This window comes from Leifsonia stereocauli, from assembly GCF_038432415.1.
GTDB lineage: Bacteria > Actinomycetota > Actinomycetes > Actinomycetales > Microbacteriaceae > Orlajensenia > Orlajensenia stereocauli.
Window position 1 is genome coordinate 93974 of the sequence record NZ_JBCAUN010000003.1, and the last position, 21683, is coordinate 115656.

General features: G+C 70.0%; 17 protein-coding genes and 1 pseudogene. 8 read left to right on the forward strand and 10 right to left on the reverse strand.

Features of this window, described 5'->3' with window-relative positions; all coding sequences use genetic code 11:
• The first annotated feature begins 103 nt into the window (after positions 1-103).
• Complete coding sequence (locus AADV74_RS14630; RefSeq protein WP_342115391.1) at positions 104-970, forward strand: DUF222 domain-containing protein; 867 nt, start codon at positions 104-106, stop codon at positions 968-970.
• Positions 945-1565 carry a DUF222 domain-containing protein gene (locus AADV74_RS14635; protein WP_342115393.1) on the forward strand — a complete coding sequence of 207 codons (621 nt, stop codon included), beginning with the start codon at positions 945-947 and terminating at the stop codon, positions 1563-1565. The genes AADV74_RS14630 and AADV74_RS14635 overlap by 26 nt, the downstream gene beginning before the upstream one ends.
• 136 nt (positions 1566-1701) lie before the next feature.
• Here AADV74_RS14635 and AADV74_RS14640 read toward each other — a convergent pair whose 3' ends face one another.
• Both AADV74_RS14640 and AADV74_RS14645 read right to left on the reverse strand, forming a co-directional pair.
• Positions 1702-1962, reverse strand: coding sequence for a glutaredoxin family protein (locus tag AADV74_RS14640; protein WP_342115395.1), 261 nt, complete (start codon positions 1960-1962; stop codon positions 1702-1704).
• A gap of 128 nt (positions 1963-2090) precedes the next feature.
• Positions 2091-2753 carry a TetR/AcrR family transcriptional regulator gene (locus AADV74_RS14645; RefSeq protein ID WP_342115397.1) on the reverse strand — a complete coding sequence of 221 codons (663 nt, stop codon included), beginning with the start codon at positions 2751-2753 and terminating at the stop codon, positions 2091-2093.
• Between the two features lie 108 nt (positions 2754-2861).
• Between AADV74_RS14645 and AADV74_RS14650 the strand changes: the two genes are divergently transcribed.
• The 3 genes and pseudogenes from AADV74_RS14650 to AADV74_RS14660 form a co-directional block, all read left to right on the forward strand.
• The gene (locus tag AADV74_RS14650) at positions 2862-4439 is read left to right on the forward strand and encodes a purine-cytosine permease family protein (RefSeq protein WP_342115400.1); all 1578 of its coding nucleotides are present in this window, start codon (positions 2862-2864) and stop codon (positions 4437-4439) included.
• A complete protein-coding gene (locus AADV74_RS14655) occupies positions 4436-5467 on the forward strand; it encodes an agmatine deiminase family protein (RefSeq protein WP_342115402.1) in 1032 nt (343 codons plus the stop codon). The genes AADV74_RS14650 and AADV74_RS14655 overlap by 4 nt, the downstream gene beginning before the upstream one ends.
• Positions 5464-7218: pseudogene (locus AADV74_RS14660) on the forward strand (amidase); the annotation flags it as partial. The gene AADV74_RS14655 and the pseudogene AADV74_RS14660, both read left to right, overlap by 4 nt.
• A 522-nt stretch (positions 7219-7740) precedes the next feature.
• Here the strand turns inward: AADV74_RS14660 and AADV74_RS14665 are convergent.
• The 4 genes from AADV74_RS14665 to AADV74_RS14680 all read right to left on the reverse strand — a co-directional run bounded on the left by AADV74_RS14665 (position 7741) and on the right by AADV74_RS14680 (position 14772).
• On the reverse strand, positions 7741-9591 hold the full coding sequence (locus tag AADV74_RS14665) for a carbohydrate-binding domain-containing protein (RefSeq protein WP_342115404.1): 1851 nt from the start codon (positions 9589-9591) through the stop codon (positions 7741-7743).
• A gap of 15 nt (positions 9592-9606) precedes the next feature.
• Entirely contained in the window at positions 9607-10521 is a 915-nt protein-coding gene (locus AADV74_RS14670; RefSeq protein ID WP_342115406.1) for a polyphosphate polymerase domain-containing protein, read from the reverse strand.
• On the reverse strand, positions 10518-11138 hold the full coding sequence (locus tag AADV74_RS14675; RefSeq protein WP_342115408.1) for a DUF4956 domain-containing protein: 621 nt from the start codon (positions 11136-11138) through the stop codon (positions 10518-10520). Before AADV74_RS14675 ends, AADV74_RS14670 begins: the two co-directional genes overlap by 4 nt.
• Before the next feature lie 109 nt (positions 11139-11247).
• Complete coding sequence (locus AADV74_RS14680; RefSeq protein WP_342115410.1) at positions 11248-14772, reverse strand: TM0106 family RecB-like putative nuclease; 3525 nt, start codon at positions 14770-14772, stop codon at positions 11248-11250.
• 172 nt (positions 14773-14944) lie between these two features.
• Here AADV74_RS14680 and AADV74_RS14685 point away from each other — a divergent pair, with 172 nt between their 5' ends.
• On the forward strand, positions 14945-15553 hold the full coding sequence (locus AADV74_RS14685) for an asparagine synthase (RefSeq protein ID WP_342115412.1): 609 nt from the start codon (positions 14945-14947) through the stop codon (positions 15551-15553).
• 64 nt (positions 15554-15617) lie between these two features.
• On the opposite strand, the gene AADV74_RS14690 is transcribed toward AADV74_RS14685, so the two are convergent.
• From AADV74_RS14690 to AADV74_RS14700, 3 genes are all read right to left on the reverse strand, one after another.
• The gene (locus AADV74_RS14690) at positions 15618-17075 is read right to left on the reverse strand and encodes an MFS transporter (RefSeq protein ID WP_342115414.1); all 1458 of its coding nucleotides are present in this window, start codon (positions 17073-17075) and stop codon (positions 15618-15620) included.
• Positions 17076-17143: 68 nt separating this feature from the next.
• A complete protein-coding gene (locus AADV74_RS14695; protein ID WP_342115416.1) occupies positions 17144-18514 on the reverse strand; it encodes a M20/M25/M40 family metallo-hydrolase in 1371 nt (456 codons plus the stop codon).
• Between the two features lie 66 nt (positions 18515-18580).
• Positions 18581-18802, reverse strand: coding sequence for a hypothetical protein (locus AADV74_RS14700; protein ID WP_342115418.1), 222 nt, complete (start codon positions 18800-18802; stop codon positions 18581-18583).
• Positions 18803-19026: 224 nt separating this feature from the next.
• Here AADV74_RS14700 and AADV74_RS14705 point away from each other — a divergent pair, with 224 nt between their 5' ends.
• On the forward strand, positions 19027-19275 hold the full coding sequence (locus AADV74_RS14705) for a hypothetical protein (protein ID WP_342115420.1): 249 nt from the start codon (positions 19027-19029) through the stop codon (positions 19273-19275).
• Between the two features lie 27 nt (positions 19276-19302).
• The gene (locus AADV74_RS14710) at positions 19303-20790 is read left to right on the forward strand and encodes an MFS transporter (protein WP_342115422.1); all 1488 of its coding nucleotides are present in this window, start codon (positions 19303-19305) and stop codon (positions 20788-20790) included.
• Here AADV74_RS14710 and AADV74_RS14715 read toward each other — a convergent pair.
• Positions 20787-21623, reverse strand: coding sequence for a tryptophan-rich sensory protein (locus AADV74_RS14715; protein ID WP_342115424.1), 837 nt, complete (start codon positions 21621-21623; stop codon positions 20787-20789). The genes AADV74_RS14710 and AADV74_RS14715 overlap by 4 nt on opposite strands.
• Positions 21624-21683: the final 60 nt, after the last annotated feature.

A 21683-nucleotide genomic window follows, 5' to 3' on the forward strand; every position in this document is an offset into this window, starting at 1 on the left:
TCGCTGTCGTGTCTTCTTTCTCCACATGAAATTCTGTAAAAGATCCTGATCAACCGGTGAAAAACTCGCGTTCAGTGTCGGTGGGTGCTGCGAGTATCAGGGTATGGAATTCCCGGCTCCGTTGGCCCCGTTGCAACAGGATGTTGCAGCGCTGGCCGCCGTGTGGGCGGCGGCGCTTCCCGAGTTCGGTGTGCTGCCGTTCGGTGCTCAGGGCGAGATCGAGCTGATGAGCGATCCAGGGTTGGTCTCGGTGACGGATGCCGTCGCCCGACTCCGACGCGATGCCGACGCGCTCCTGGTGCGGGTGGCTGCGGAGGTCGGCCGGCGCTCGGGTCCCGAGTTCGGCACCGAAGGGTTGGCGAAGAAGAACGGCTTCTCCACGCCGACGCGTCTGCTCGCTTCGTCGACCGGGGGCAGTGCGGGCGAGGCCGCCCGGTTACTCGCCGTGGGTGCGGCGACGGCATCCCGCCAGGACTTCAGCGGCGCCAGCCGGCCGGCTCGGTATTCACACGTCGCCGCCGCGCTGGAGGCCGGCGTGATCAGTGTCGATGCGGCCGGAGCGATCACCGCGATGCTCGACCGGGTGGCACCGCGAGCGGACGCCGCCCTCGCCGAGGGCATCGAGAAGATCCTCGCCGAGCGGGCCGCCGACCTGCCGTTGAGCCTGCTCCTGCGGGTCATCAAGCAGGCGGAGGCGCGTCTCGACCCTGACGGTGCCGAACCGCGGGATGAGGAGCGCTGGCAGGGTCGATCGCTCACCATCCGAGAGAACCGCAACGGCATGACCGAGCTCACCGCTCACCTCGACCCGGAATCGGCGGCGCTTGTGAAGGCAGCCATCGAGGCTCTGGTGTCCGACGGACTGCGCTCGAAGGGCACCGGCACCGGCACCGGCACTGGCACCGGCACCGATGGTTCCACCGGATCGTCGGAGGCTGCAGCCGGTGTCGAGCCCCACCACCGACCCTGAACGGTGGTCGACGACGACCGCACCATCCCGCAGCGTCAGGCCGACGCGCTGGTCGAGATCGTGCGTCACGTGCTCGGCTGCACCCACACCCTCGCTCGCCTCAGTCACCACGATCACCCGCATCGACCTTGACGCTCTGCGCACCGGGCTCGGGCTGGGCAGCATCGACGGCATCGACCAGCCCGTCTCAGCCGGAACCATCCGGCGCATGGCCGCATCCGCCGACCTCATCCCGATGGTCCTCGGCACCGACAGCATCCCGCTCGACGTCGGCCGCACAGCACGACTGTTCAGCAAGGCGCAACGGCTCGCCCTGCACGAACGGGACGGCGGCTGTGCCAGCTGCGGGCAGAACATCAGCTACACCCACGCCCACCACATCCGCTGGTGGAGACGACATCACGGCCGGACCGACATCACCAACGGGGTACTGCTGTGCAGCTTCTGCCACCACATGATCCACCGCGACGGCTGGCGCATCCGCGGCACCCCGACGGAGGTGTGGTTCATCCCACCACCCCATGTCGACCCCCAGCAGGTGCCGCGGCTCGGCGGCAAGGCGAGGTTCAGCCTGCCGGAATCGGCCGCCGCGTGAGGGCGGGCAAGTGAGGTCAAGACTCGGTGATCGCTGAGGGCAGCGCGGACCTGCCGCCTGAGGCGCCTCGCCCGGCGCCTCGGCCGGAGACCGCGGCGGCGCTCAGGGGGTGGGCCCTGCAACGCGGCGGGTGGACCTACGCGGCGACTGTCTCGAGCTTGGAGCGCAGAGCGGCATCCGTCGGCTCCACGTAGTGATCGCCGTCGGGGAAGACGACCACGGGAATCTGGGTGCGCCCGCTGATGGCCTTGGCGCGGTCGGCGCCGTCTTCGACGGTCTCGAGATCGACGTAGTCGTACTGCACGCCGAGGCCGTCAAGGAGGCGCTTGGAACGACGGCAGTCGCTGCACCACTCAGCGCCGAACACGGTGATGCGGTCGAAGGTCTCAGAAGTCATTGATCAAGCCTAAGCTCGCGCCGCTGAACATCCGCTGGCCGCCTGCTTCGAGGCTCATCTGCAGGACCCAGGCGGTTTCGATGCGTGGGAGGGGTCGAAATCGTGCTCATCCTGCATCTGTACGACCGTCAGGGGGCTGGCGCGGGCGTTGGCGCAGGCGCTGACTCGGGCGACGCGAGCGCCCCCGCCGGCAGCCCCAGCGCGTGCTCGAGGGCGTCGGTGATGAGGCGTCCGCGGGCAGCCGGATCGCGGTACGACACCAGGCCCTGCGCGCTCAGGCCGTCCACCATGCCGAGCAGGTGCCAGGCGACGGTCTGGGGGTCGGATGCCGTGAACTCGCCCGTGGAGCACCCGGCCTCGACGACGCCGAGCACGAGGTGCTGCCATGCGTCCATCTGGCCGCGCACGGCCGTGGCCAGCGGTGCACTACGCCGACCGAGGCTCCAGCCGTCGAGCCAGACCGCCGTCACGTCGTCGCGGCCGGTCTCGACAAGTGTGTGGATGAGGGCGGCGAGTCGATCCGTGGGGGAGGAGTAGGGCTCGATGATGCCGGCGACCTCCGCCATCTCGGCGGCGACGACGGCGGTGAAGGTGTCTGCGACCAGCACTTCCATGTTCGGCTGGTAGTGGGCGACGAGCGCCGGCGTCACCCCGACGCGAGCGGCGACGCTGCGCAGGGTCACCGCCCAGAGCCCGCCCTCGAGGGCGACGTCGTGGGCGCCCGCGCGGATCTCGGCCGCACGCTCCTCGGGGCTCTTGCGCGCCGCCCGTGGTCGAACTGCTCTTGACATCGTCGCCTCCGGCTCTGTAGCGTCTCCCCCAATCTTATTGATCGCACGATCAATAGCAAGAGGCCCTTCCTGTTCGGAAGGGCAGCAGCTTCTCGAGAGGCACGACCCATGAGCATCGACGCTTCCCCCCGGTCCGCGGATGCCGCCCCCACGGCAGACGCCGCAGACGACGCGCGCCTCGGATCGGCATCCACCGCGGCGTCCGTCACGGCATCCGTCACCCCGCTCGCCGAGGTCGACTCCGCCGGCGTCATCGAGACCCGCGGCACCGACTTCATCCCCGAGAACGAGCGCCATGGCAAGCCCCGCGAGCTGTTCTGGGTGTGGATGAGCGCCAACGTGGTCTATCTCTACTTCGTCATCGGCGGCGTGCTCATGCTGCTCGGCCTCGGCATCTGGGAGTCGCTCGCCGTCGTCGTGCTCGGCAACCTGTGGTGGATCGCCGTGGGCTGGCTCGCGATCAGCGGACCGGCGTCCGGAACCCCGAGCGTCACCGTGATGCGCTCGATGTTCGGCGTGCGCGGCAACAGGGTGTTCGGGGCAGGGCTCGGCGTGGCCATCGGGATCTTCTTCGAGATCATCAACATCGCCTTCGCGACGCTCGCCTCGCTGGCGCTGCTCGACCACCTCGACATCCCGCTGCCCGCCGGCGCCGAGTGGGGAGTTCTCGCCGCGGTGGCGGTGCTCAGCTTCGGCATCAGCGTCTACGGGCACGCCACGATCATCCGCCTCAGCCCCATCTTCACCGCTGCGCTCGCGGTGTGCTTCGTGCTGCTCGCGGTGTTCGTGTTCGGTGCGGCGGACTACGGCTACGAGCCGGCCCCGCTGCCGACCGCCGACCACTGGGGCCTGCTCGTGCTCGGTTTCGCGATCGTCGCCGCCAACCCGCTGTCGTGGGGAACCGGCGCGGACTATGCGCGCTACCTGCCGGCGTCGGTGTCGAAGAAGGCAGTCATGGGCTGGACCGCCCTCGGCGGCTTCGTCCCGGCCGTCGCCATCGCCGTGCTCGGCGTCTTCGCGGGATCCGTGGTCGACATGACCGACCCGCAGATCTCCATCGCGGCCATCGTTCCGGCCTGGTTCTACCCCATCTTCCTGTTCGTCATCGTGCTCGGCAGCATCACGAACAACGTGCTCTGCGCCTACTCGACCGGCCTGTACTTCCAAGCCCTGGGCGGGCGCCTCGGCCGCATCCCGCGCGCCTGGACCGTCGTGATCACCGGAGTCATCGCCACGGCCATCACGGCCTACCCACTGTTCATCGCGCCCGACTTCCTCGACACCTTCAGCGCGGCCCTCGAGCTGAGCGTCACCGTGCTCGGTCCGCTGGTCGCCGTCTACGCCGTCGACATCATCGTGCGTCGCAACCGCTACGACGGTCGGGCGCTCAACGACGAGAGTCGCACCAGTCCGTTCTGGTACAGCCACGGAGTGTTCTGGCCCGGCGCCATCTCGATGGTCGTCGCCACCACGATCGCCGTGCTGATGGCGAACACCACCCTCTACGTAGGCCCCATCGCCGCAGCTCTCGCCGGCGCTGACTTCTCAGCCATCGCCGGACCCCTTGTGGCGGGCGGCCTCTATGCGGTGCTCTGGTATCGCACGAATCCGTATCGCGACGCTAGCCGTCGTCCCGTGGCTGCAGCATCCGTTGCCCCCGCCCTGACCGAGGAGACCGTCGCATGACCTGGTTGATGCCCCCCGAGACCGCCCCGCACGACCGCCTCTGGATGGCCTTCCCCGTGGCCGGGCTCACCATCGGCGAGTCCGAGGAGGAGCGCGAGGCGGCCCGTGCCGCCTGGGCCTCCGTCGCCCACGCCGTGCTCGAGTTCGAGCCCGTGACGATGGTCGTCGACCCGTCGGCCGTCGAGGATGCCCGACGGCACCTGAAGCCCGAGGTCGAGATCGTCGTCGCCCCGCTCGACGACTTCTGGATGCGCGACTTCGGTCCCACCTTCGTGTTCGACGAACAGGGCGAACCCGGTGCCGTCGACTGGATCTTCAACGGATGGGGCGCCCCCGCCTGGGCGACCTGGGGGAAGGACCGCGAGATCGCGCGCTTCATCGCGGCTGAGACATCCGTACCGGTCATCTCGTCGATGCTGGTGAACGAGGGCGGCGCCATCCACGTCGACGGCGAGGGCACCGTCATCATCACCGAGACCGTTCAGCTCGATCCCGGTCGCAACCCCTACGCCGACAAGGCGCGCGTCGAGGAGGAGCTGGCCCGCACCATCGGCGCGACCAAGGTCATCTGGCTGCCTCGCGGCCTCACCCGCGACTACGAGGACTTCGGCACCCGCGGCCACGTCGACATGATCGCCACGATGCCGTCGCCGGGAACGATCCTGCTGCACCAGCAGCCGAACCCCGCGCACCCCGACCACGAGGTGATGCGCGAACTGCGCGCCTTCCTCGAGACGACGACGGATGCCGCGGGCCGGTCGTGGACCATCATCGATCTGCCTGCGCCGGCCCAACTGGAGGACGAGGAGGGATTCGTCGACTACAACTACGTGAACCACGTGGTGGTCAACGGCGGCGTGATCGCCTGCGGCTTCGGTGACGACGAGGCCGACTCCCGCGCCCGGTCGCTCCTCGAGGGCGCCTACCCGGGCCGCCGCGTCGTCACCGTCGACGCCCGCGAGATCTTCGCGCGCGGCGGCGGCATCCACTGCATCACCCAGCAGCAGCCCGTCGGTGTCGCGCGATGACCTCGGGTGCTGCGCGGGTGCCGTTCGACGTCGTCGAGGCGTCGATCGGCCAGCTCGGTGCCGCTCTGTCTTCTGGCGCCGTCACGAGTGTCGAACTCGTGGCCGCGTACCTCGAGCGCATCGCCGCCTACGACAGGCAGGGCATCAGGTTGAACGCCGTTCCGGTGCTGAACCCCGAGGCCTTCGCCGACGCTCGGGCTTCGGATGAGCGCCGCGCGCGCGGCGAGGCGCTCGGCCCTCTCGACGGCATCCCCTACACGGCTAAGGACTCCTACAAGGCGCGCGGGCTCACCGTGGCAGCCGGCTCCCCGGCGTTCGAGAACCTCGTGGCGACCGATGACGCTTTCACGATCGCTCAGCTGCGGGCGGCGGGCGCCGTGCTGCTCGGCCTGACGAACATGCCGCCGATGGCCAACGGCGGCATGCAGCGCGGCGTGTACGGCCGGGCCGAGAGCCCGTACAACCCCGAGTTCCTGACCGCGGCCTTCGCCTCGGGCTCCTCGAACGGATCGGGCACGGCCACTGCCGCGAGCTTCGGAGCCTTCGGGCTCGGCGAGGAGACCTGGTCGAGCGGCCGGGCGCCCGCCTCCAACAACGCCCTCGTGGCCTACACGCCCTCGCGCGGCGTCATCTCGGTGCGCGGCAACTGGCCGCTCGTTCCCACGATGGACGTCGTCGTTCCCCACACCCGCACGATGGCCGACCTCCTTGCGGTGCTCGACGTGATCGTGGCCGACGATGCCGAGCCGCGCGGCGACTTCTGGCGTGCGCAGCCGTGGGTCGCCATTCCGGCGTCGTCCGAGGTGAGGCCGGAGTCGTACGTCGGGCTGGTCGGGGGAACGGATGCCGCTCCATCGTCATCGCCTGCCGCCGCCCTCGCCGGCACCCGCCTCGGCATCCCCCGCATGTACATCAATGCCGACCCGGAGGCCGGTACCGCCGAGGCCGGCGGGATCGGAGGCCCGACGGGCCAGCGCATCGAGACCCGCGCATCCGTCATCACCCTCTGGGAGGCCGCCCGTCGCGACCTCGAGGCCGCCGGGGCCGAGGTCGTCGAGGTGGACTTCCCGGTGGTGTCGAACTACGAGGGCGACAGGCCGGGAGCACCCACCATCGCCACGCGCGGACTCGTGAGCGCCGAGTACCTGAAACGCGAGATCGTCGACCTGTCGGTCTGGGCGTGGGACGACTTCCTGGCGGCCAACGGCGACCCTGTGATCGGCGGCGTCGCCGACGTCGACGGCGCGCGCATCTTCCCCCAGCCGCCGGGAGCCGTTCCCGATCGCTACACGGGCTTCGACGACGACATCGCCGAGTACCCCGACTTCGCGCGGGAGCACCCGTCGGGGGAGCTCACCGACATCCCGCTGCTCGAGGGCGGCATCCGCGGCCTCGAAGAGACCCGGCGCATCGACCTCGAGGAGTGGATGGCCGGGCTCGGCCTCGACGCCGTGGTGTTCCCGGCCGTCGCCGACGTGGGCCCGGCCGACATGGACGTGAACGAGCCATCTGCCGATCTCGGCTGGCGCAACGGCACCTGGGTGGCCAACGGCAACCTGGTTCCGCGGCACCTCGGCATCCCGACGGTGACGGTGCCGATGGGCATCATGGCCGACATCGGCATGCCCGTCGGCCTGACCTTCGCCGGAGCCGCGTACTCGGACACAGCATTGCTCCGGCTCGCGGCCGCGTTCGAGGCGACGGGTGCGCCAGGTTCGCGACGGGTGGCGCCGGGGCGGACGCCCGCGCTGGCAGGTCGTGCTGCCGATTCGGTGACGGATGCCGGGTCTCGTGCAGCTGCGCCTGTCGCTGAGGCGGATGCCGGAGCGGCCGGTGCCCCGAGCCTCGTGCTCGAGGCCGAGGCGCGGCCTCCCGAGGATGGACGCATCGAGATCGTCGTGCGCGGATCGTTCGCGGCGCCGGCCGGCCTCGCGGCGCTTTCGATCTCGGTGGACGGAGCGCCGGTGGGCGTCGCCGTCGATGGCGCCGGATTCGTCGCCCGCGTCTTGGTTGACGAGGAGTCGCACCGTGTGCGGCACAGCGTGTGGCGCGAGCCCTACGGATCGATGGTCGTCGCGGTGCTGCGCGACGCGGCGGGTGCCGCGGTGGGGGCTGCCGTGAGCGTGGGCGGGATCTAGCCGCTGCCGCCCGAGTACCCGCTCTCGCTGAGGACCGAGCGGAGCGACCGCCCGAAGCGCAGCCGGGCCCAACGCGGCCGTGGTGCGCTTCGACCGCGGACTCCGTCCGGGCCTCAGCGAGCGGGGCAGGGGAGATCAGCGGGATGGCGGGGTTCCTCCACCGCCCATCCCGCCACCCATCTCGCTCGTCTGCTCTCCGGCCACCGCAGTGCCGGCCGCTGAGCCGTCGACGGTCACCGTGTACGTCTGCCCGTTCACGATGTCGGCCGAGGAGGAGACCACCGAGGCGAACTCCTTCGTGGCGGTGAAGCTCGCGACCACAGTGCCGTCGTCCGCCGTCACTGTCACGGCGCTGCCGGCGGCGTGGCTCGAGTCGAGGGTGGCCGAGATCGAGGCCTGGTCGGCGTCGGCATCCGGAGCCACGATCATGCCGGCACTGCCGACGGCCAGCAGCGATCCGCCGCTGATGTCGAAGCCGCTGTCGACGTCGAGAGCGCCGTTTCCGCTGCCCGTCGGGCCGTTCACGACGACGGTGCCTCCGGTCATCGACGCGGAGCCGTTGGAGTCGAGGCCGTCGCCCTCGGAGTTCACAGTGAGGGTTCCGCCCGAGATCGTGAGGGTCATGTCGCCCGTCGCAGCGGTGTCGGCCGAGTCCGTCGCGGCGGCGTCATCGGCCGCTGCGTCTGCGGCGTCCTCGGCTGCGGCATCCGCTGCCTGGTCGGGTCCGCCGCCCATGGGTGCGCCGCCGCCCATCTCGCTGCCGCCGCTGCCGTCGGAGACGTTCACGCCGTCGTCGCTCGCCGTCACCGAGGTGGTGCCGCCGGCGACCGAGATCTCGGAGCTCTCGAGCCCTTCGTAGGCCTGCGAGATGGTGAGGGTGCCGTCGGAGACGAGGAGCGCATCGTCGGCGTGCACGCCGTCGTCGCCCGTGGCGAGACTGACGACGCCGTCGGCGATGTGCACGGCATTGTCGGAGTGCACGGCGTCGTCGGCTGCATCGACGGAGACGTCTCCGCCGCCGAGCACGATGATGGCACCGGCCTTGATGCCCTTCGCCGAGGCGTCGTCGGCCACGGTCTGGTCGGCACCGCCACCTGACGTCACATCGAGCGAGCCGGCGGTGGTCACGACGTCGGTCGTGGCCGAGATGCCGTCGCCCGTCGCATCGACGGTGACGGCCCCGCCCTCGATGGCGATGTAGCCGCGTGCGGCATCCTCGTCGTTGTCGCTCTTCAGGCCGTCGCCGCCAGCGGTGACGCTGATCGTGCCGTCGAGGATCACGAGGTAGTCCTTGCCCCGGATGCCGTCGTCCTGTGCGTCCACGGTGATGTCGCCGCCGGCGATCACGAGGCCGTCCTTCGACGATATGCCGTCATTGCTGCTGCCGGTCACGTCGAGCGCCCCGGTGCCGGTGATGGTGAGGTCGGCGGCGCTGGACAGGGCTGCGACGGGAGTGTCTGCGTCGGCGTCGGCATAGCTCGCGGCATCCGTCAGCGTGTTCGTCGAACCATCGGCGAGGATGACGGCGGCCTCGTCGGCGGCCACGATGCTGATCGCCGAGCCCGTCGAACTGGTGATGTCGACACCGTCGAGCACGAGCTTCACCTGGCCGTCGCCGGTACTGTTCACCACGACCTGGCCATCGCTGAGCGTTCCGGTGAGGTGGTAGGTGCCGGCCTCGGAGATGGTGACGGTGCCGCTCTCGTCGTCGAGGTCGATGGCGGTGGAGTCGGCCTCGCTCCACGCGGCGTCGTCGGCGCTGTCGTCTGCAGTCGTGTGGGTCTTCTGGTTGGCGGCGAGCACCTCGGCTGCAGTCTGCGTGACGTCGACGGATGCCGTGGGCACGAGGTCGGCGGTGGTCTCGCTGCTGCTGCTCGAGCTGGTCTCGCTGCCGCTGCCGCTGTCGGTCGACGTGACGGCGCAGCCCGCGAGCACGAGGCCCCCGGCGAGGATGGGGACGAGGAGGTAGTACTTGGGGGATCGCATGATGGCTCCTGGAGCTCAGGCCGCGTCGGACGCGGAGGTGGGGATGGTCTGAATGGTCTGAAGAGTCGGGTTCTGGTCATGCGGGGCTGCCGCGGTGAAATGCCGGCGCAGCACACGCGTCCACTTGTTCGACGGCAGGTCGGGGCGGAGGGCGGCGAGCCCGGTGCCGAACTTCGACACGGTGGCCGGCCTGTGCCCGTGCCGCCAGAGTGCGCGGTCGAGGCTGCCGGTGGCGCGCCCCGACTTGGTCTCGACGATGACTGAAGCCGGTGTGCGCAGCCGACGCGGGAAGAGGCCGGCGCCCTCGTCGATCCACTCGAGGTCGACGTCGATGGTGGCGCGGCTTTCATCGCGACCGGCTCGTGCAGGAAGCAGCAGCGTGGTGCGGCGGTAGCGCGTGATGAGCGTCGGGGTGAGCGTCGCCCACTCGCCCTCGGCGACGCCGGACTCGCTGAGCACGCAGCTCGTGTAGGCGAGGCCCTCGGCGGTGAGCCTGTCGTGGTCGGCTGGATCGTATTCGAGGCGGTCCTTCACTGTGAGGCTGCGGCCACCGCGGGTCTTCACCTCGAGGAAGGTGGCGCCCGAGTCCAGGTAGGAGCGGGTGCGCACCTTGAACCGGCGGCGGCGTCCGCGCGCTGCGAGGTGGAAGGCCACGAGGCCAGGGGTGTCGAAGTACACCGATTCGTAGGCGGCTGACCGGATGCCGGAGGGTATGCCAATCGCGGTATGCGTCTCGTGCGGCTCAGCAGCGACGGCCTCGAGCTCCAACACACGGGTGTCGTCATCGAGGTCGGTGAGCACCTCGGCGAGGTCGGCGAGAGGCAGCATGTACTTGCGGTCGACGCGGGTCTGCAGCTCGGCGCGCTCGTTGAGCTCATCGAGGGTGACGGGCGGGAGGGCGGTGATGGTGGCGAGGGCCGTGCCGGTCATCGGGTCACCACCAGCTCGTCGCGACGGGCTCCGGTCGAGCCTGCGGCATCCGTCGTCGTCGCCGTCGCCGTCGCCGACGCACGCAGCTGGTAGCGCACGTTGACGGACGTGGTGTCGTTCACCAGATCGAGCTCCTCGACCTTCACGCCGTGCACCTTCGCGTCGAGCAGCTGCTCGAGGTGGGCGATGAGCGCCGGCTCCGAGGCGATGGCCCGGTCGAGCACGACGAGCTCCTGGCGGTAACGGGCGAACAGCCGGGGGTGGTCGCCGATGAAGAGCACGACCATGACGAGGCCCATGAGGGCGAAGGTGAGCCAGTCGAAGTTGATGCTGAGGCCGGCGATGAGGCCGAGCGCGAGGGAGGCGAAGTAGTAGGCGACCTCGTGCTGCTCGATCTCGCGCGAGCGCAACCTGATGATCGACAGCACGCCGAACAGGCCGAGGCCGAGGCCGGCGCCGATGGCCGTCGAGCCGAGGATCATCGAGACGGCGAGCACGCCCACGTTCACACCGAGGAACGCGACGACGAGGTCGCGGCGACGGTGGCGGGGGAAGTAGATGCCGAAGGTCAGGACGCCGATGGCGATCAGGTCGATGGCGATGGTGATGGCTTGCATGCGGATGCTCCAGGGGGTCTCGGTGTTGTCCGAGTTCCATCAAGCCCGATGCGCCTATGGCGACCCTTGCCGCCGCGGACGGAGCCCCTGTGCGTTCGCTATGCGGTCTCTATGAGCGCTGGTCCTCCACCAGCCTGATGAACGCGCTCAGTTCGGTGACTCCCTGCGGCGTCAGCGGCAGGTACTCGGTGAGCTCGGGCGAGTAGACCAGGTAGGCCGCCCACTGCGCCCGCGAGACGGCCACGTTGAGGCGGTTCTTCATGAAGAGAAACTCCATGCCGCGAGGAACGTCGGCCGCAGACGATGCGGCGAGCGACACCACCGCGATGACGGCCTCCTGGCCCTGGAACTTGTCGACGGTGCCGACCCGCACCTGGGGCAGCTCGGCCCGATCGAGCACCTCCCGCACCAGGGCGAGCTGGGCGTTGTACGGCGTCACCACGATGAAGTCGGCCTGCTCGAGCGGTCGCGCCGCAGCGTGCCGGCTCGATCGCCACGGCGTTCCGAGCAGTGATTGCACCAGCTGCACGACGACGGCCGCCTCCTCGGGCGATTCAGTCGCGTTGCCCGAGTGCACGACGGGAACAGTGTGGAGCCCGGGTTCGGTCTCGAGGAGCAGGCGGTCGGCGGCATCGAGGTGCGAACGCAGCTCGCCCTCGTAGGAGAGCCTCGACACGGGCTCCGCGACCGCCGGATGCATCCGTCTGCTCTCGGCGAGGAAGTAGCCGAACTCCTTCGGCAGTACGTCGTGGCCCGCGGCCACCCAGCCGAGGGCGGAGCTGTCGATGGGCTCGGGGTGGGTGCCCTGGCTCACCTGCGGAAGCTGCTGGGGATCGCCGAGGAGCAGCAGGTTGCGGGCGCTGACGCTCGTGGCGAGCGTCGACGCGAGCGAGAACTGGCCGGCCTCGTCGACCACGAGCAGGTCGAGGCCGCGCCGCGGGAAGCGTGCGGGGTTGGCGAAGTCCCACGCCGTGCCGCCGACGACGAAGCCCGTCTTACCGTGTGCCTGCGCGAAGAGCAGGGCGGCATTCTTGTCGGCGAACAGGGTGTAGTCGTGGGCGGTCTCATCCCCCGACTTGGGTGCCTTGCCCACGAGGGCTGGGTCGAGTCCGGCGTCGGCGAGCCGATCGAGCAGGTTCTCGACGACGGAGTGCGACTGGGCGACGACGCCGATCTTCCAGTGGTGGTCGTTCACCAGCCGGGCGATGACATGCGAGGCGAGGTACGTCTTGCCGGTGCCGGGTGGTCCCTGCACGGCGAGATAGGAGGAGTCGAGGTCGACCAGGCTGGCGACGACGGCGTCTTCGTAGGCGCCAGTGGTCACGGGCACGAGCTCGCCGCGCCTCGACCTCGGCGGGGTGCGCCGGAGGATGTCGGTCAGGGGATCGCGCGGCCAGGTCGGATGCTCCCGCACGAGGGCTGCGCCCCACTCGCTGATCGCGTTCTCCAGCGCTGTCGTGCGCAGCGGCCAGCCGGGCGCGACTGCCATGGGCGCCTGACGGTGCCGCGCGGCACCGACGGGCAGAGCCTCCTCGACCACCAGCCCGTCGTCGAGCACATCGAGCACCGTCACGTCGCGCCTGATGCGCTGACCGGGGTCGGCATCGTCGTCGACCACGGCCCCGTCGGGCTCGTACAGGGCGAAGAGCCCGGCGCCGGGCGAGATCCTGGAGCCCGGGCCGAAGCGCCCGTGCAGCCGCAGCGTGCGCCGCTCCTTCTGGCTCCGGCCTTCCGGAAGATGCCAGTCGATCTCGACGCGCGACCTCGCAGCGTCGACGACGAGCACGTCGCGCGTGTCCTCCCACTCGCGCACGGGCTGGTCGAGGCGGAAGAAGTGCGCCCACCAGAAACTCTTGCGCTCGCGCGGGTAGTAGTCGATGGCGGCGGATGCCAGGGCCAGCGCGGTCTGGTCTGGCGTGCGGTGGTCGATGGAGGCGTCGCCGGAGCCTGCCAGGTGCGACAGGGCGATGGCGAGCTCGGACTGCACGTACTGCTCGCCCTCCCGAGGCGAGCGGGGAGCCGGTCGGATGCCCACCTCGGCGGCGCGTTCGAGGAGCCACTCGCTCAGGCGCAGGGTGGACAGCACGTCGTAGCGGTTGTAGCGGGCGATGTCGTCGAGGATGGCCTGCGACTCGGCGACCTCTCCAGCCGCTGCGAGATCCATCGCCCGCTGGTACTCCACGATCGAGTCGGCGGCGTTCGTCACGCCCTCGCGCTCCTCGTCGCCCATGTAGAGCGGCTCGAGCTTCTTGATGGAGTACGAGCGGCTGCCGACGAGCATGCCGCGGCGCACGATCGGGTAGAGGTCGATGAGCACCCCGTCGCTGAGCAGCTGGTCGACGCGGGCCTCGCAGGTGCCGTGGCGGGCGGCGATGGAGAGCAGGTGGGTGCGCTCGTAGCTGGCGTAGTGATAGATGTGCAGGCCCGGGTGGGCCGCCCGGCGCCCGTCGACGAAGTCGAGGAAGCGCTCGAGCGCGACCTTCTCCTCGGCGAAGCTGTGCGCCCAGAACGTCGTGAACTCGTCACCCCGGTCGAGCACGCCGAACAGGTAGTCGATGCCCCAGCTGATGCCGGCGCCCTCGGTGTAGAGCGGATCGCCCTCGAAATCGAAGAACAGGTCGCCGGGATCCGGTTCGGGCACGGCGGCCAGGGCTTGCGCGTCGCGCACGGCGACGGGCGGCGCAAGGTGCACCTGCTCGGGGTCTGCGCCCGCCGCGATCGCGTCGACGCGAGCGGCATCCGTCGCCCGATCGGCCTCGACCTGCAGGGCCGCCTGCACGCTGAACGACTCGAGGGTGCTGCGCGCCATGCCCTCGACCGGCGACTCCCCGTCGGGGCGCAGGTCGATGGCCGCCAGCTCGTCGATGGTGGTGATGCCCGCGGAGCGCAGGGCGTCGCGCTGCGAGATGCGCATGCCGGCGACGAGAAGCACGTCGCGGCTCGCGTCGACCTCGGCCGCGCACGTCGCGCAGCGGCCGCAGACCGTGTAGCGCGGGTCGCCCCACGCGACCGGTGCGTCGGCATCCACGCGTTCGTCGACGATCTGCAGCAGCCTGGCCCGACGCTTGCGGTAGACGGGCAGGATGTCGTCGACCCGGTGCACGCTCACGCTGCCATCGCCGAGAAGCAGCTCGACGGTGTCGGCGCGGGGCACCCTGAGCGCGTCGAGCTGGTCGGCGTAGGCGGCCAGCTGCAGCAGTGCCGTCACCCGCGCGCGACGGGCGAGCTTGGTGTCCTGCACCAGGTAGACGCCGCCGGGTCGGCGCACGATGAAGTCGGCGAAGCCGAGGAACGCGCCGTCGAAGAAGGTGGCCTGGAAGACCACATCGGCTCCGGATGCGAAGGCCGAGCCCGTGGCATCCGTCGCGTACTGCAGGGTCTCGGTCGTGAGCTCCGGTGGACGCGCCACCTCGACCACTCCGTCGCCGAAGCGCTCGCGGTAGTCGGCGAGCACCCGGTTCTCGTGCTTGTCGCCGAGCACTGCCGTACGGGCGAGCATGGCGTCTTCCGCATCGGGAACGGCGTCGATCCTGCCGAGCTTGGCGTCGAGCTTGCGGAGGAAGGCGAACTCGCACTTCGACGCACTGGTGAGGTCGCTCGCACTCGTCACCACAGTGCCGTCGAGCAGGAACATGCCACCTCCGCCGCAGTCGTCGCGTCCGTCGCGCCGCCTGCCTGCACGATAGCGCGACCCGACGACAGGACGGGGGCGTCGCATCGTTCAGCCGGACGCTGCCGTCGTGTCACGGGCCGCCGGTATTCTCGAGAGTGGTGCGTCGACGATCGACGCCCGGAGCGGGAGTGCGATGTGGTTCAGTCGGTGGCGCAGGAGGAAGCCGCCGCCGTTCGACTTCTCCACACTGCCGTGGGCTGAGCCTCCTGAGGAGGCCGACGCCCGCGAGGAGGGCGTGATGCTCGCCGAGTACTCCAGCCGCATGGTGCTGAAGAACCGCATCCTGGTGAGCGTGCTGGGCGAGAGCATCGACTTCGACGTCGACTCCTTCCTGCCCGATGCCCGCGATGCGCTCGCCGGGCTGGCCGCCGAGATGCGCGGGGCAGCCGAGAGGGTGGCCCAGGAGAGCGCGGCCGCGGCGACGCTGCACGGCAATCCGCAGGACATGCACGACTACAGGTCGAAGGACCTCGTGAATCTGGGGCTGCGCGAGCGGGTGAACCTCGCCGTGGCGGCGGAGCTCGAGAAGCGCGCGGCCGACGACGAGTACCTGCGCACCTTCATCACGGCGGCGCGCGACGACGCCTGGGACGACGTGGCCGGCGCCATCGGGATGCGTCTCGACCTGGAGCGCCCGCAGAGCGCCGTCGACGCCAACTACAAGCGCACCCGCAAGGAGCGCATGCGCATGGTGCGCAACGTCGACCTGGCGCGGCTCGAGATCGAGAAGCTCGACTACTGACCGTCCGCTTGACGGCCGGGGCCGCTTCGACCGCGACTCCGTCCGGGCCTCAGCGGGCGGAGGGTCAGCGCACGACGGGCTCCGTCGCCACCTCGGCCGCAGCGGCATCCGAGAAGGCCAACTTCGGCACGAAGACCAGCAGCACGGCGGCCACCACGGCAGTCAGGCCGCAGACCAGCCACACGGTGATGTAGCCGCTCAGCGATCCGGCCGTGCCCTCGGTCGCGGCTCCTCCGACGTGGCTGAGCAGGGCGATTCCGAAGACGCAGGATGCGATGGCCCCGCCGACGGTCTTGACCGAGTTGGTGAGACCCGTGGCCACACCGGTCTGGCTCCGTGGAGCCGCAGCGGCTGCCGCGGCCGGCAGCGCTGCGACGAGGGCGCCCGATCCGATGCCGGCGATGATCATGTTCGACAGCACGTTCACGTAGCCGTCGTGGAACGGCAGGAACAGGAGGTAGCCGATCGCCACCAGGGAGCTGGCTCCGATCAGCGCTATGCGGGGCGTGACGAATCGGGTGGCGACGGGGAACAGCATGGCCCCGACGATCATCGACAGCACGTACGCCCCGATGAGGATGGAGGTCTGGCCGCTGGTGGCCGAGAGACCGTAGCCGTAGGTCGCGGCGTCAGTTCTGGCGAAGGTGGAGAGGGGAGCCTGCGCTCCGAGCACGCTCACGCCGAACAGGCCGGCGGTGAGGAAGATCGGGCCGAGCGCCGGCGAGCGGAACAGGCGCACGTCGATGAGCGGATCCTTCTGGCGCAGCTCGTAGCGGGCGAACGGGATGACGAGCAGCACGCCGAGCAGCACGACCGCCCAGGAGAGCAGGTCGCCGGGGCCGGCGAGACGCAGCAGGCTGAGGCCGCCGGTGAGGGCGAGCAGGGCGAGCGAGATGAGGATGAGACCGCCGGTGTCGAACTTTCCGCCCGTGAGGTCCGGCGACTCCTTCACTCCGAAGAGCACGACGAAGAAGCAGATGGCCACGGCGATGCCAGGGATGAGCAGGGTGGTCTGCAGCGGGAGGACGTCGGCCAGGGCGCCGGCCGTGAGGGCACCGGCGATGGCGCCGAGCTCGAGTGCCGCCACCAGCAGGCCGGCCGCACGGCGGGTGATGGCGGCGGGGGAGCCGAGCGAGCGACTGCGCGACCAGACCAGCGCGATCTCGAGCGGCAGCCAGACCACGTAGAAGCCCTGCAGCGCCCAGGCCACGAGGAACACCCAGAACACGTCGGTGAACGGCAGGGCGAGCGAGGCGACGGCCGTGACAGCTGTCGAGATGAGCAGCATCCGCCGGTGTCCGACCATGTCGCCGAGTTTGGCCATGGCCGGCACGACCAGGGCCGAGAGCATGAGCTGCGTGCCCTCGAGCCAGTTGACGTCGGCGTCGTGGATGCCGAGGTTGCGCGCGATCTCGGTGAGCAGGGGCGTGTAGTACCCCTGCAGTATGCCGCTCGTGAACTCCACGAAGGCGAGGAAGCCGACGACGCCGGCCACCGATCCGAGTTTCACTGCGCGCGACATCGCGGCTCCTTTGGCAAGAGGACGGCCCGTCGATCCGGGCCGAGTCACACTCTAGGCAGACGAATGTTTCAGGCAGGCAACGAACGCAGCAGAGCGGTGTAGAAACGCTCCCCCCGTTCGAGGCTGTCGATCGAGACGTGCTCGTCGACGCCGTGGATCGAGGCGCGCTGAACCCCCGTCATCATGAGCGGTGCGAAGCGGTAGGTCGCGGGCGAGAAGCGGTGGAAGTGCCGCCCGTCCGTGGCCGACATCTGCACGTATGGAGCGGTGACGGCCTCGGGGTAGGCCACGCCCACAGCGTCGCGGATCAGCGCGAACTGGGCGTTCTCGGTCGACGACTCGGGCGACGGGTCATCCCCCTCGAGCACCGTCACCGTGATGTCGAGTCCGCGGACCAGGTGACGGATGCGGGCGACGGAAGTGGCGACGGTCTCACCGACGGCGATCCTGATGTTGAGGGTGGCCGCGGCCTGCGACGGCAGCACATTCGCGGCGGTTCCCCCGTCGAGCATGGTGACGGCGACCGTCGTGCGCACCATGGCTCCGGCATCTCCGGCGAGCCTGGCGAACAGGCGGGCGGTCAGCGGGGGCACGGCCAGCAGCGCCGACACGATGGCGCGCGGCCGACCCGTCGTGTTCTCACGGAACACCCGGAACATCGTGCGCGCCGCCCTCGGGAAGTGCGGCCTGAAGCCGTGCCTGTTGATGCGGCGCACGGCGAGGGCGAGGCGCGTCGTCGCGGTCTCGCGCGGGGGAGCCGACGCGTGGCCCGGCTCGCCACGGGCGTCGAGGCGCACGGTGAGGGCGCCCTTCTCGGCCACGCCGACGACGGCCGTGACCAACGGGATGAAGGGGAGCGGGGCATCCGTCACGGCACCACCCTCGTCGAGCACGAGCCACGGACGGATGCCGCGACCCTTCAGCGTGCTCGCGATGGTCCTGGCGGCGTCGCCGAAGGTCTCCTCGTTGCCGCCGAAGGAGAGGTAGACGTCGCGCGCCGGCGTGAAGCCGGCGGCGAGGAGGTTCTCGACGGCGTCGAGGATGAGCACGAGCTCGCCCTTGTCGTCGAGGGTGCCGCGACCCCAGACGTACCCGCCGGCGACGGTGCCGTCGAAGGGCGGGTAGGTCCACGCGTCGCTCTCGTCGACCGGAACCACGTCGTAGTGGGCCATGAGGATGAGGGGCTCGTTCGCGCTGCCGGCACCGGGGCCTCCGCTGCCGGCCCAGCGGTACAGCAGCCCGAAAGCGGTGATCTTCTCGAAGGCGAGGTGCTCGTGCACGAGCGGGTACAACTCGCGGATGAGGGCCTCGACGGCCTCGAACGGCGCGTTCCCGCGGGTCTCGAGCTCGGCCGAGACCGTGGGCAGCTGCACCAGGCGGGAGAGCCTGTCGGCGATGCCGGGACGGGGAGATGCGGCGGGGGAGTCTGCGGCTGGCACGGGTTCCACCCTAGGCGGCAGCGCTCGGCGGTCGGGAACCCGAATCAGGCGGGAGTCGTCACCGACTCAGGCGGGAGTGGAGAGGAGGGAGAACAGCAGGTAGCCGAGGCCGCCGACGGCCAGGACGGCGCCGAGCGTGCGCACGACGATCGACTCGATGCGCGCGAGCTTGGGCTGGAGCAGTCCGAGGGGGTTCAGGATGTCGGACATGTCACCCGGGTCTCCGAGGCGTGACTGCGCCGCGGTTTCCTCGTCGGTGACGGTGGTGCGAAGTGGAGTAGGGCTCACGTTTCAACGTTAACCACGGCGGTGCTCAGCCGACATTCCCCGTATGCGGGACAAATGGCGCGCGGATGCCCCCACAGTGCGGGGTCGCGCGCGATTCGTCGACGTGGTTCGGGGTACAGGGAGGCCATCCGTGTCGGCGCTTCTGCCGACCGGGGCGATTCGCTGGTGCGAACCGCCGGGGCCGTGCAGCGCCGATGTCGGTGGGCCGACGTACCGTCTCTTGCATGAGCACCATCGAGATCAACACCCCAACGGAGGCCCGCCGCTTCGCGTGCCCCGACTGCCGCTCGGGTGCCACGGTGCAGATCATCTACGGCGTCCCCGACGACGTGCTGCGCACGGCGGCCGACGAGGGCGACGTCGTGCTCGGCGGCTGGCTGACCGAGATCGACGCTCCCACCCGTCACTGCCGCGCCTGCGGCTCGGAGTGGGTCGACGCCGACGAGTACGTGGAGCGGTTGCACTCCTCCTGAGTCGAACGCAGCCCTAGGCTGGACGTGATGACGGATGCGCCGATCACGCAGAACATCCCGCTCACGCCGCAGAAGCGGTGGCGAGCCTATTGGGTCTGCGTGGCTGTCGCCGCTCTCACCATCCTCGATCTCTCCAAGGTCAACGTGGCCCTGCCGTCGATCGAGAAGTCGTTCGGCGCGACTTCCACCGAACTGCAGCTGATCGTCTCGGGCTACGTCCTCGCCTTCGGCCTCACCCTGGTTCCGGCCGGTCGCTTCGGCGACGTCCGCTCGCGCAAGGCGTTCTTCATCGTCGGCCTCACGCTGTTCACCCTCGCCAGCGTCGCCTGCGCCCTGGCCCCCACCAGCACCTTCCTGCTCGTCGCCCGCCTCGTCCAGGGTGTGGCAGCCGGAATCCAGATGCCGCAGGTGCTCGGCCTCATCCAGCAGCTGTTCCCCGGGGCCGAGCGCGCCAAGGCGTTCGGCCTGTTCGGAGCGATGATCGGCATCGCCACCGCCGTCGGTCCGACGCTCGGCGGTCTGCTCATCGCCATCGGCGGGGAGAGCGACGGCTGGCGGCTGATCTTCTGGATCAACCTGCCCCTCGGGATTGCGGCTCTTGCGCTGGCGATCTGGCTGTTGCCCCAGACGAGGGAGAGATCGTCGCGGTCGGTCAGCATCGATCCCGTCGGGATCCTGCTGTTCGGCATCACGATCCTCGCCCTGATGTGGCCGTTCCTCCTCACCACCGGCGCGCCCACCGACGACCCGGCCCGCTGGTGGCTGCTCGTGGTCTTCGTGCTCGGAGTCACGGCGTTCATCGCCTGGGAGACGCGCTACGCCGCCGCTGGGCGGGATCCTCTGATCCCGCTGAAGCTGTTCCGCATCAGTTCGTTCCGCAACGGATCGGCCCTCATCGCCGTCTACTTCGCCGCGCTGCCATCGGCCTTCCTGCTCACGACGCTCTACCTGCAGCAGGGGCTCGGACTGGCTCCGGTGTTCGCCGGCATGGTGTCGATCGGTTTCGCGCTCACCAGTGCTCTCTCGTCGTGGCGCGGCGGCACTCTCGTCTCGCGCTACGGACGGGCGCTCGTGGTGTGGGGACTGGTCGGCGTGCTGCTGGGCGCCGGCCTGCTCGTGGCCGCGGCCATCCTGACCCCGCCTGAGCTCACGCCGTGGTTCATGGCGGCGGCCATGCTGGTCGCAGGCACCGGCGGTGGCTTCGTGGTCTCGCCGAACCAGACGCTGACGCTCCACGACATCCCCGTGCGTCAGGGCGGGCTCGCCGGTTCGGTGGGGCAGCTCGGCCAGCGCATCGGAACAGCCATCGGCACGGCCGTCGCCCTGTCGCTGTTCTACTCGACCATCTACCGGGAGAAGGACAGCGGCGAGAGCGACCTCACGCTCTACCACCACGCCTACGGCTACGGGATGCTGTCGGTCGCGTTGTTCATCGCCGTCGCGTTCGCCATCGCGGTGCTCGACCTCGGCTCGCGCCGCAGGCGGGGTGCGGCGGCGGGCGAGGACGCCGCTTAGACCATTGTCGCGGCCGGGACCCTGTCGGGGTCCTCCGTGGTCGCACGCAATCGCGCCACGATGGTCACGATCACGATGACGACCACGGCGGTGATCGCGGCCATGGCCGTCGGAGTCGACATCAGGTCGCCCGTGAGGCGGGCGATCGCGACCCAGGCGATGCCCCAGCAGAGTGAGGCCGTCGGAGCGAGCCTGCCCTCACCCCGGAGCGCCAGCCCGATGCCGATCAGGCCGGCGACGGCGATGACGATCACGCCCCACACGTCGGGCTCGAGGCCGAATCCGTCGAAGCCGACGGCGACGAGACCGGCCGTGATGTTCGCGACTGTCGCGATGGTGACCCACCCGAGGTAGAGCCCGATGGTGCCGTCGGTGATGATGGCGTCGATCACCCCGTCTCCGCGGTACCGCCTGGCCAGCAGGAAGCAGCGGATGAGCACCAGGAGCAGAGCGATGATGATGGGGATGCTCAGCAAGAGCTGGTCGAACTGGATGCTGAGGATCCACGCCGCGTTCAGGATGAGCGACGCCGCGATCCAGTAACCGAGCCTGCGCTGGCGCTCGGCCGTGCGCTGCGCCGGGAAGAACTGCCAGACGGCGTAGGCGAGCAGCCCGGCGTAGATGACGCTCCAGATGCTGAATGCGCCCGAGCCGGGTGCGACCACCGTGGCGTCCGCTGCGAGGGCTCCGCCGGCGGCATCCTGGATCGGGGTTCCGCCAGCAGCACCCGAACCGATGAATGAGCCCACGACGGCGATGACGGCGCTCACCGCCACGGTGATCATGCGGGCGTAGTCGCTCCCCGTCGCCGATTGCTGTGTCTGCGGTGCCATGGTTCTCCCCGTCGTCTACCCGGGTTCCAGCGTAGGGCGCGTACCCCGTTCAGGGGGCAT

Coding starts and splice junctions, on each gene's coding strand:
- AADV74_RS14630 (WP_342115391.1), top strand. CDS start 104: ATGGAATTCCCGGCTCCGTTGGCCCCGTTGCAACAGGATGTTGCAGCG.
- AADV74_RS14715 (WP_342115424.1), bottom strand. CDS start 21,623: ATGGCACCGCAGACACAGCAATCGGCGACGGGGAGCGACTACGCCCGC.
- AADV74_RS14675 (WP_342115408.1), bottom strand. CDS start 11,138: ATGCAAGCCATCACCATCGCCATCGACCTGATCGCCATCGGCGTCCTG.
- AADV74_RS14650 (WP_342115400.1), top strand. CDS start 2,862: ATGAGCATCGACGCTTCCCCCCGGTCCGCGGATGCCGCCCCCACGGCA.
- AADV74_RS14710 (WP_342115422.1), top strand. CDS start 19,303: ATGACGGATGCGCCGATCACGCAGAACATCCCGCTCACGCCGCAGAAG.
- AADV74_RS14655 (WP_342115402.1), top strand. CDS start 4,436: ATGACCTGGTTGATGCCCCCCGAGACCGCCCCGCACGACCGCCTCTGG.
- AADV74_RS14690 (WP_342115414.1), bottom strand. CDS start 17,075: ATGTCGCGCGCAGTGAAACTCGGATCGGTGGCCGGCGTCGTCGGCTTC.
- AADV74_RS14680 (WP_342115410.1), bottom strand. CDS start 14,772: ATGTTCCTGCTCGACGGCACTGTGGTGACGAGTGCGAGCGACCTCACC.
- AADV74_RS14645 (WP_342115397.1), bottom strand. CDS start 2,753: ATGTCAAGAGCAGTTCGACCACGGGCGGCGCGCAAGAGCCCCGAGGAG.
- AADV74_RS14665 (WP_342115404.1), bottom strand. CDS start 9,591: ATGCGATCCCCCAAGTACTACCTCCTCGTCCCCATCCTCGCCGGGGGC.
- AADV74_RS14670 (WP_342115406.1), bottom strand. CDS start 10,521: ATGACCGGCACGGCCCTCGCCACCATCACCGCCCTCCCGCCCGTCACC.
- AADV74_RS14705 (WP_342115420.1), top strand. CDS start 19,027: ATGAGCACCATCGAGATCAACACCCCAACGGAGGCCCGCCGCTTCGCG.
- AADV74_RS14640 (WP_342115395.1), bottom strand. CDS start 1,962: ATGACTTCTGAGACCTTCGACCGCATCACCGTGTTCGGCGCTGAGTGG.
- AADV74_RS14685 (WP_342115412.1), top strand. CDS start 14,945: ATGTGGTTCAGTCGGTGGCGCAGGAGGAAGCCGCCGCCGTTCGACTTC.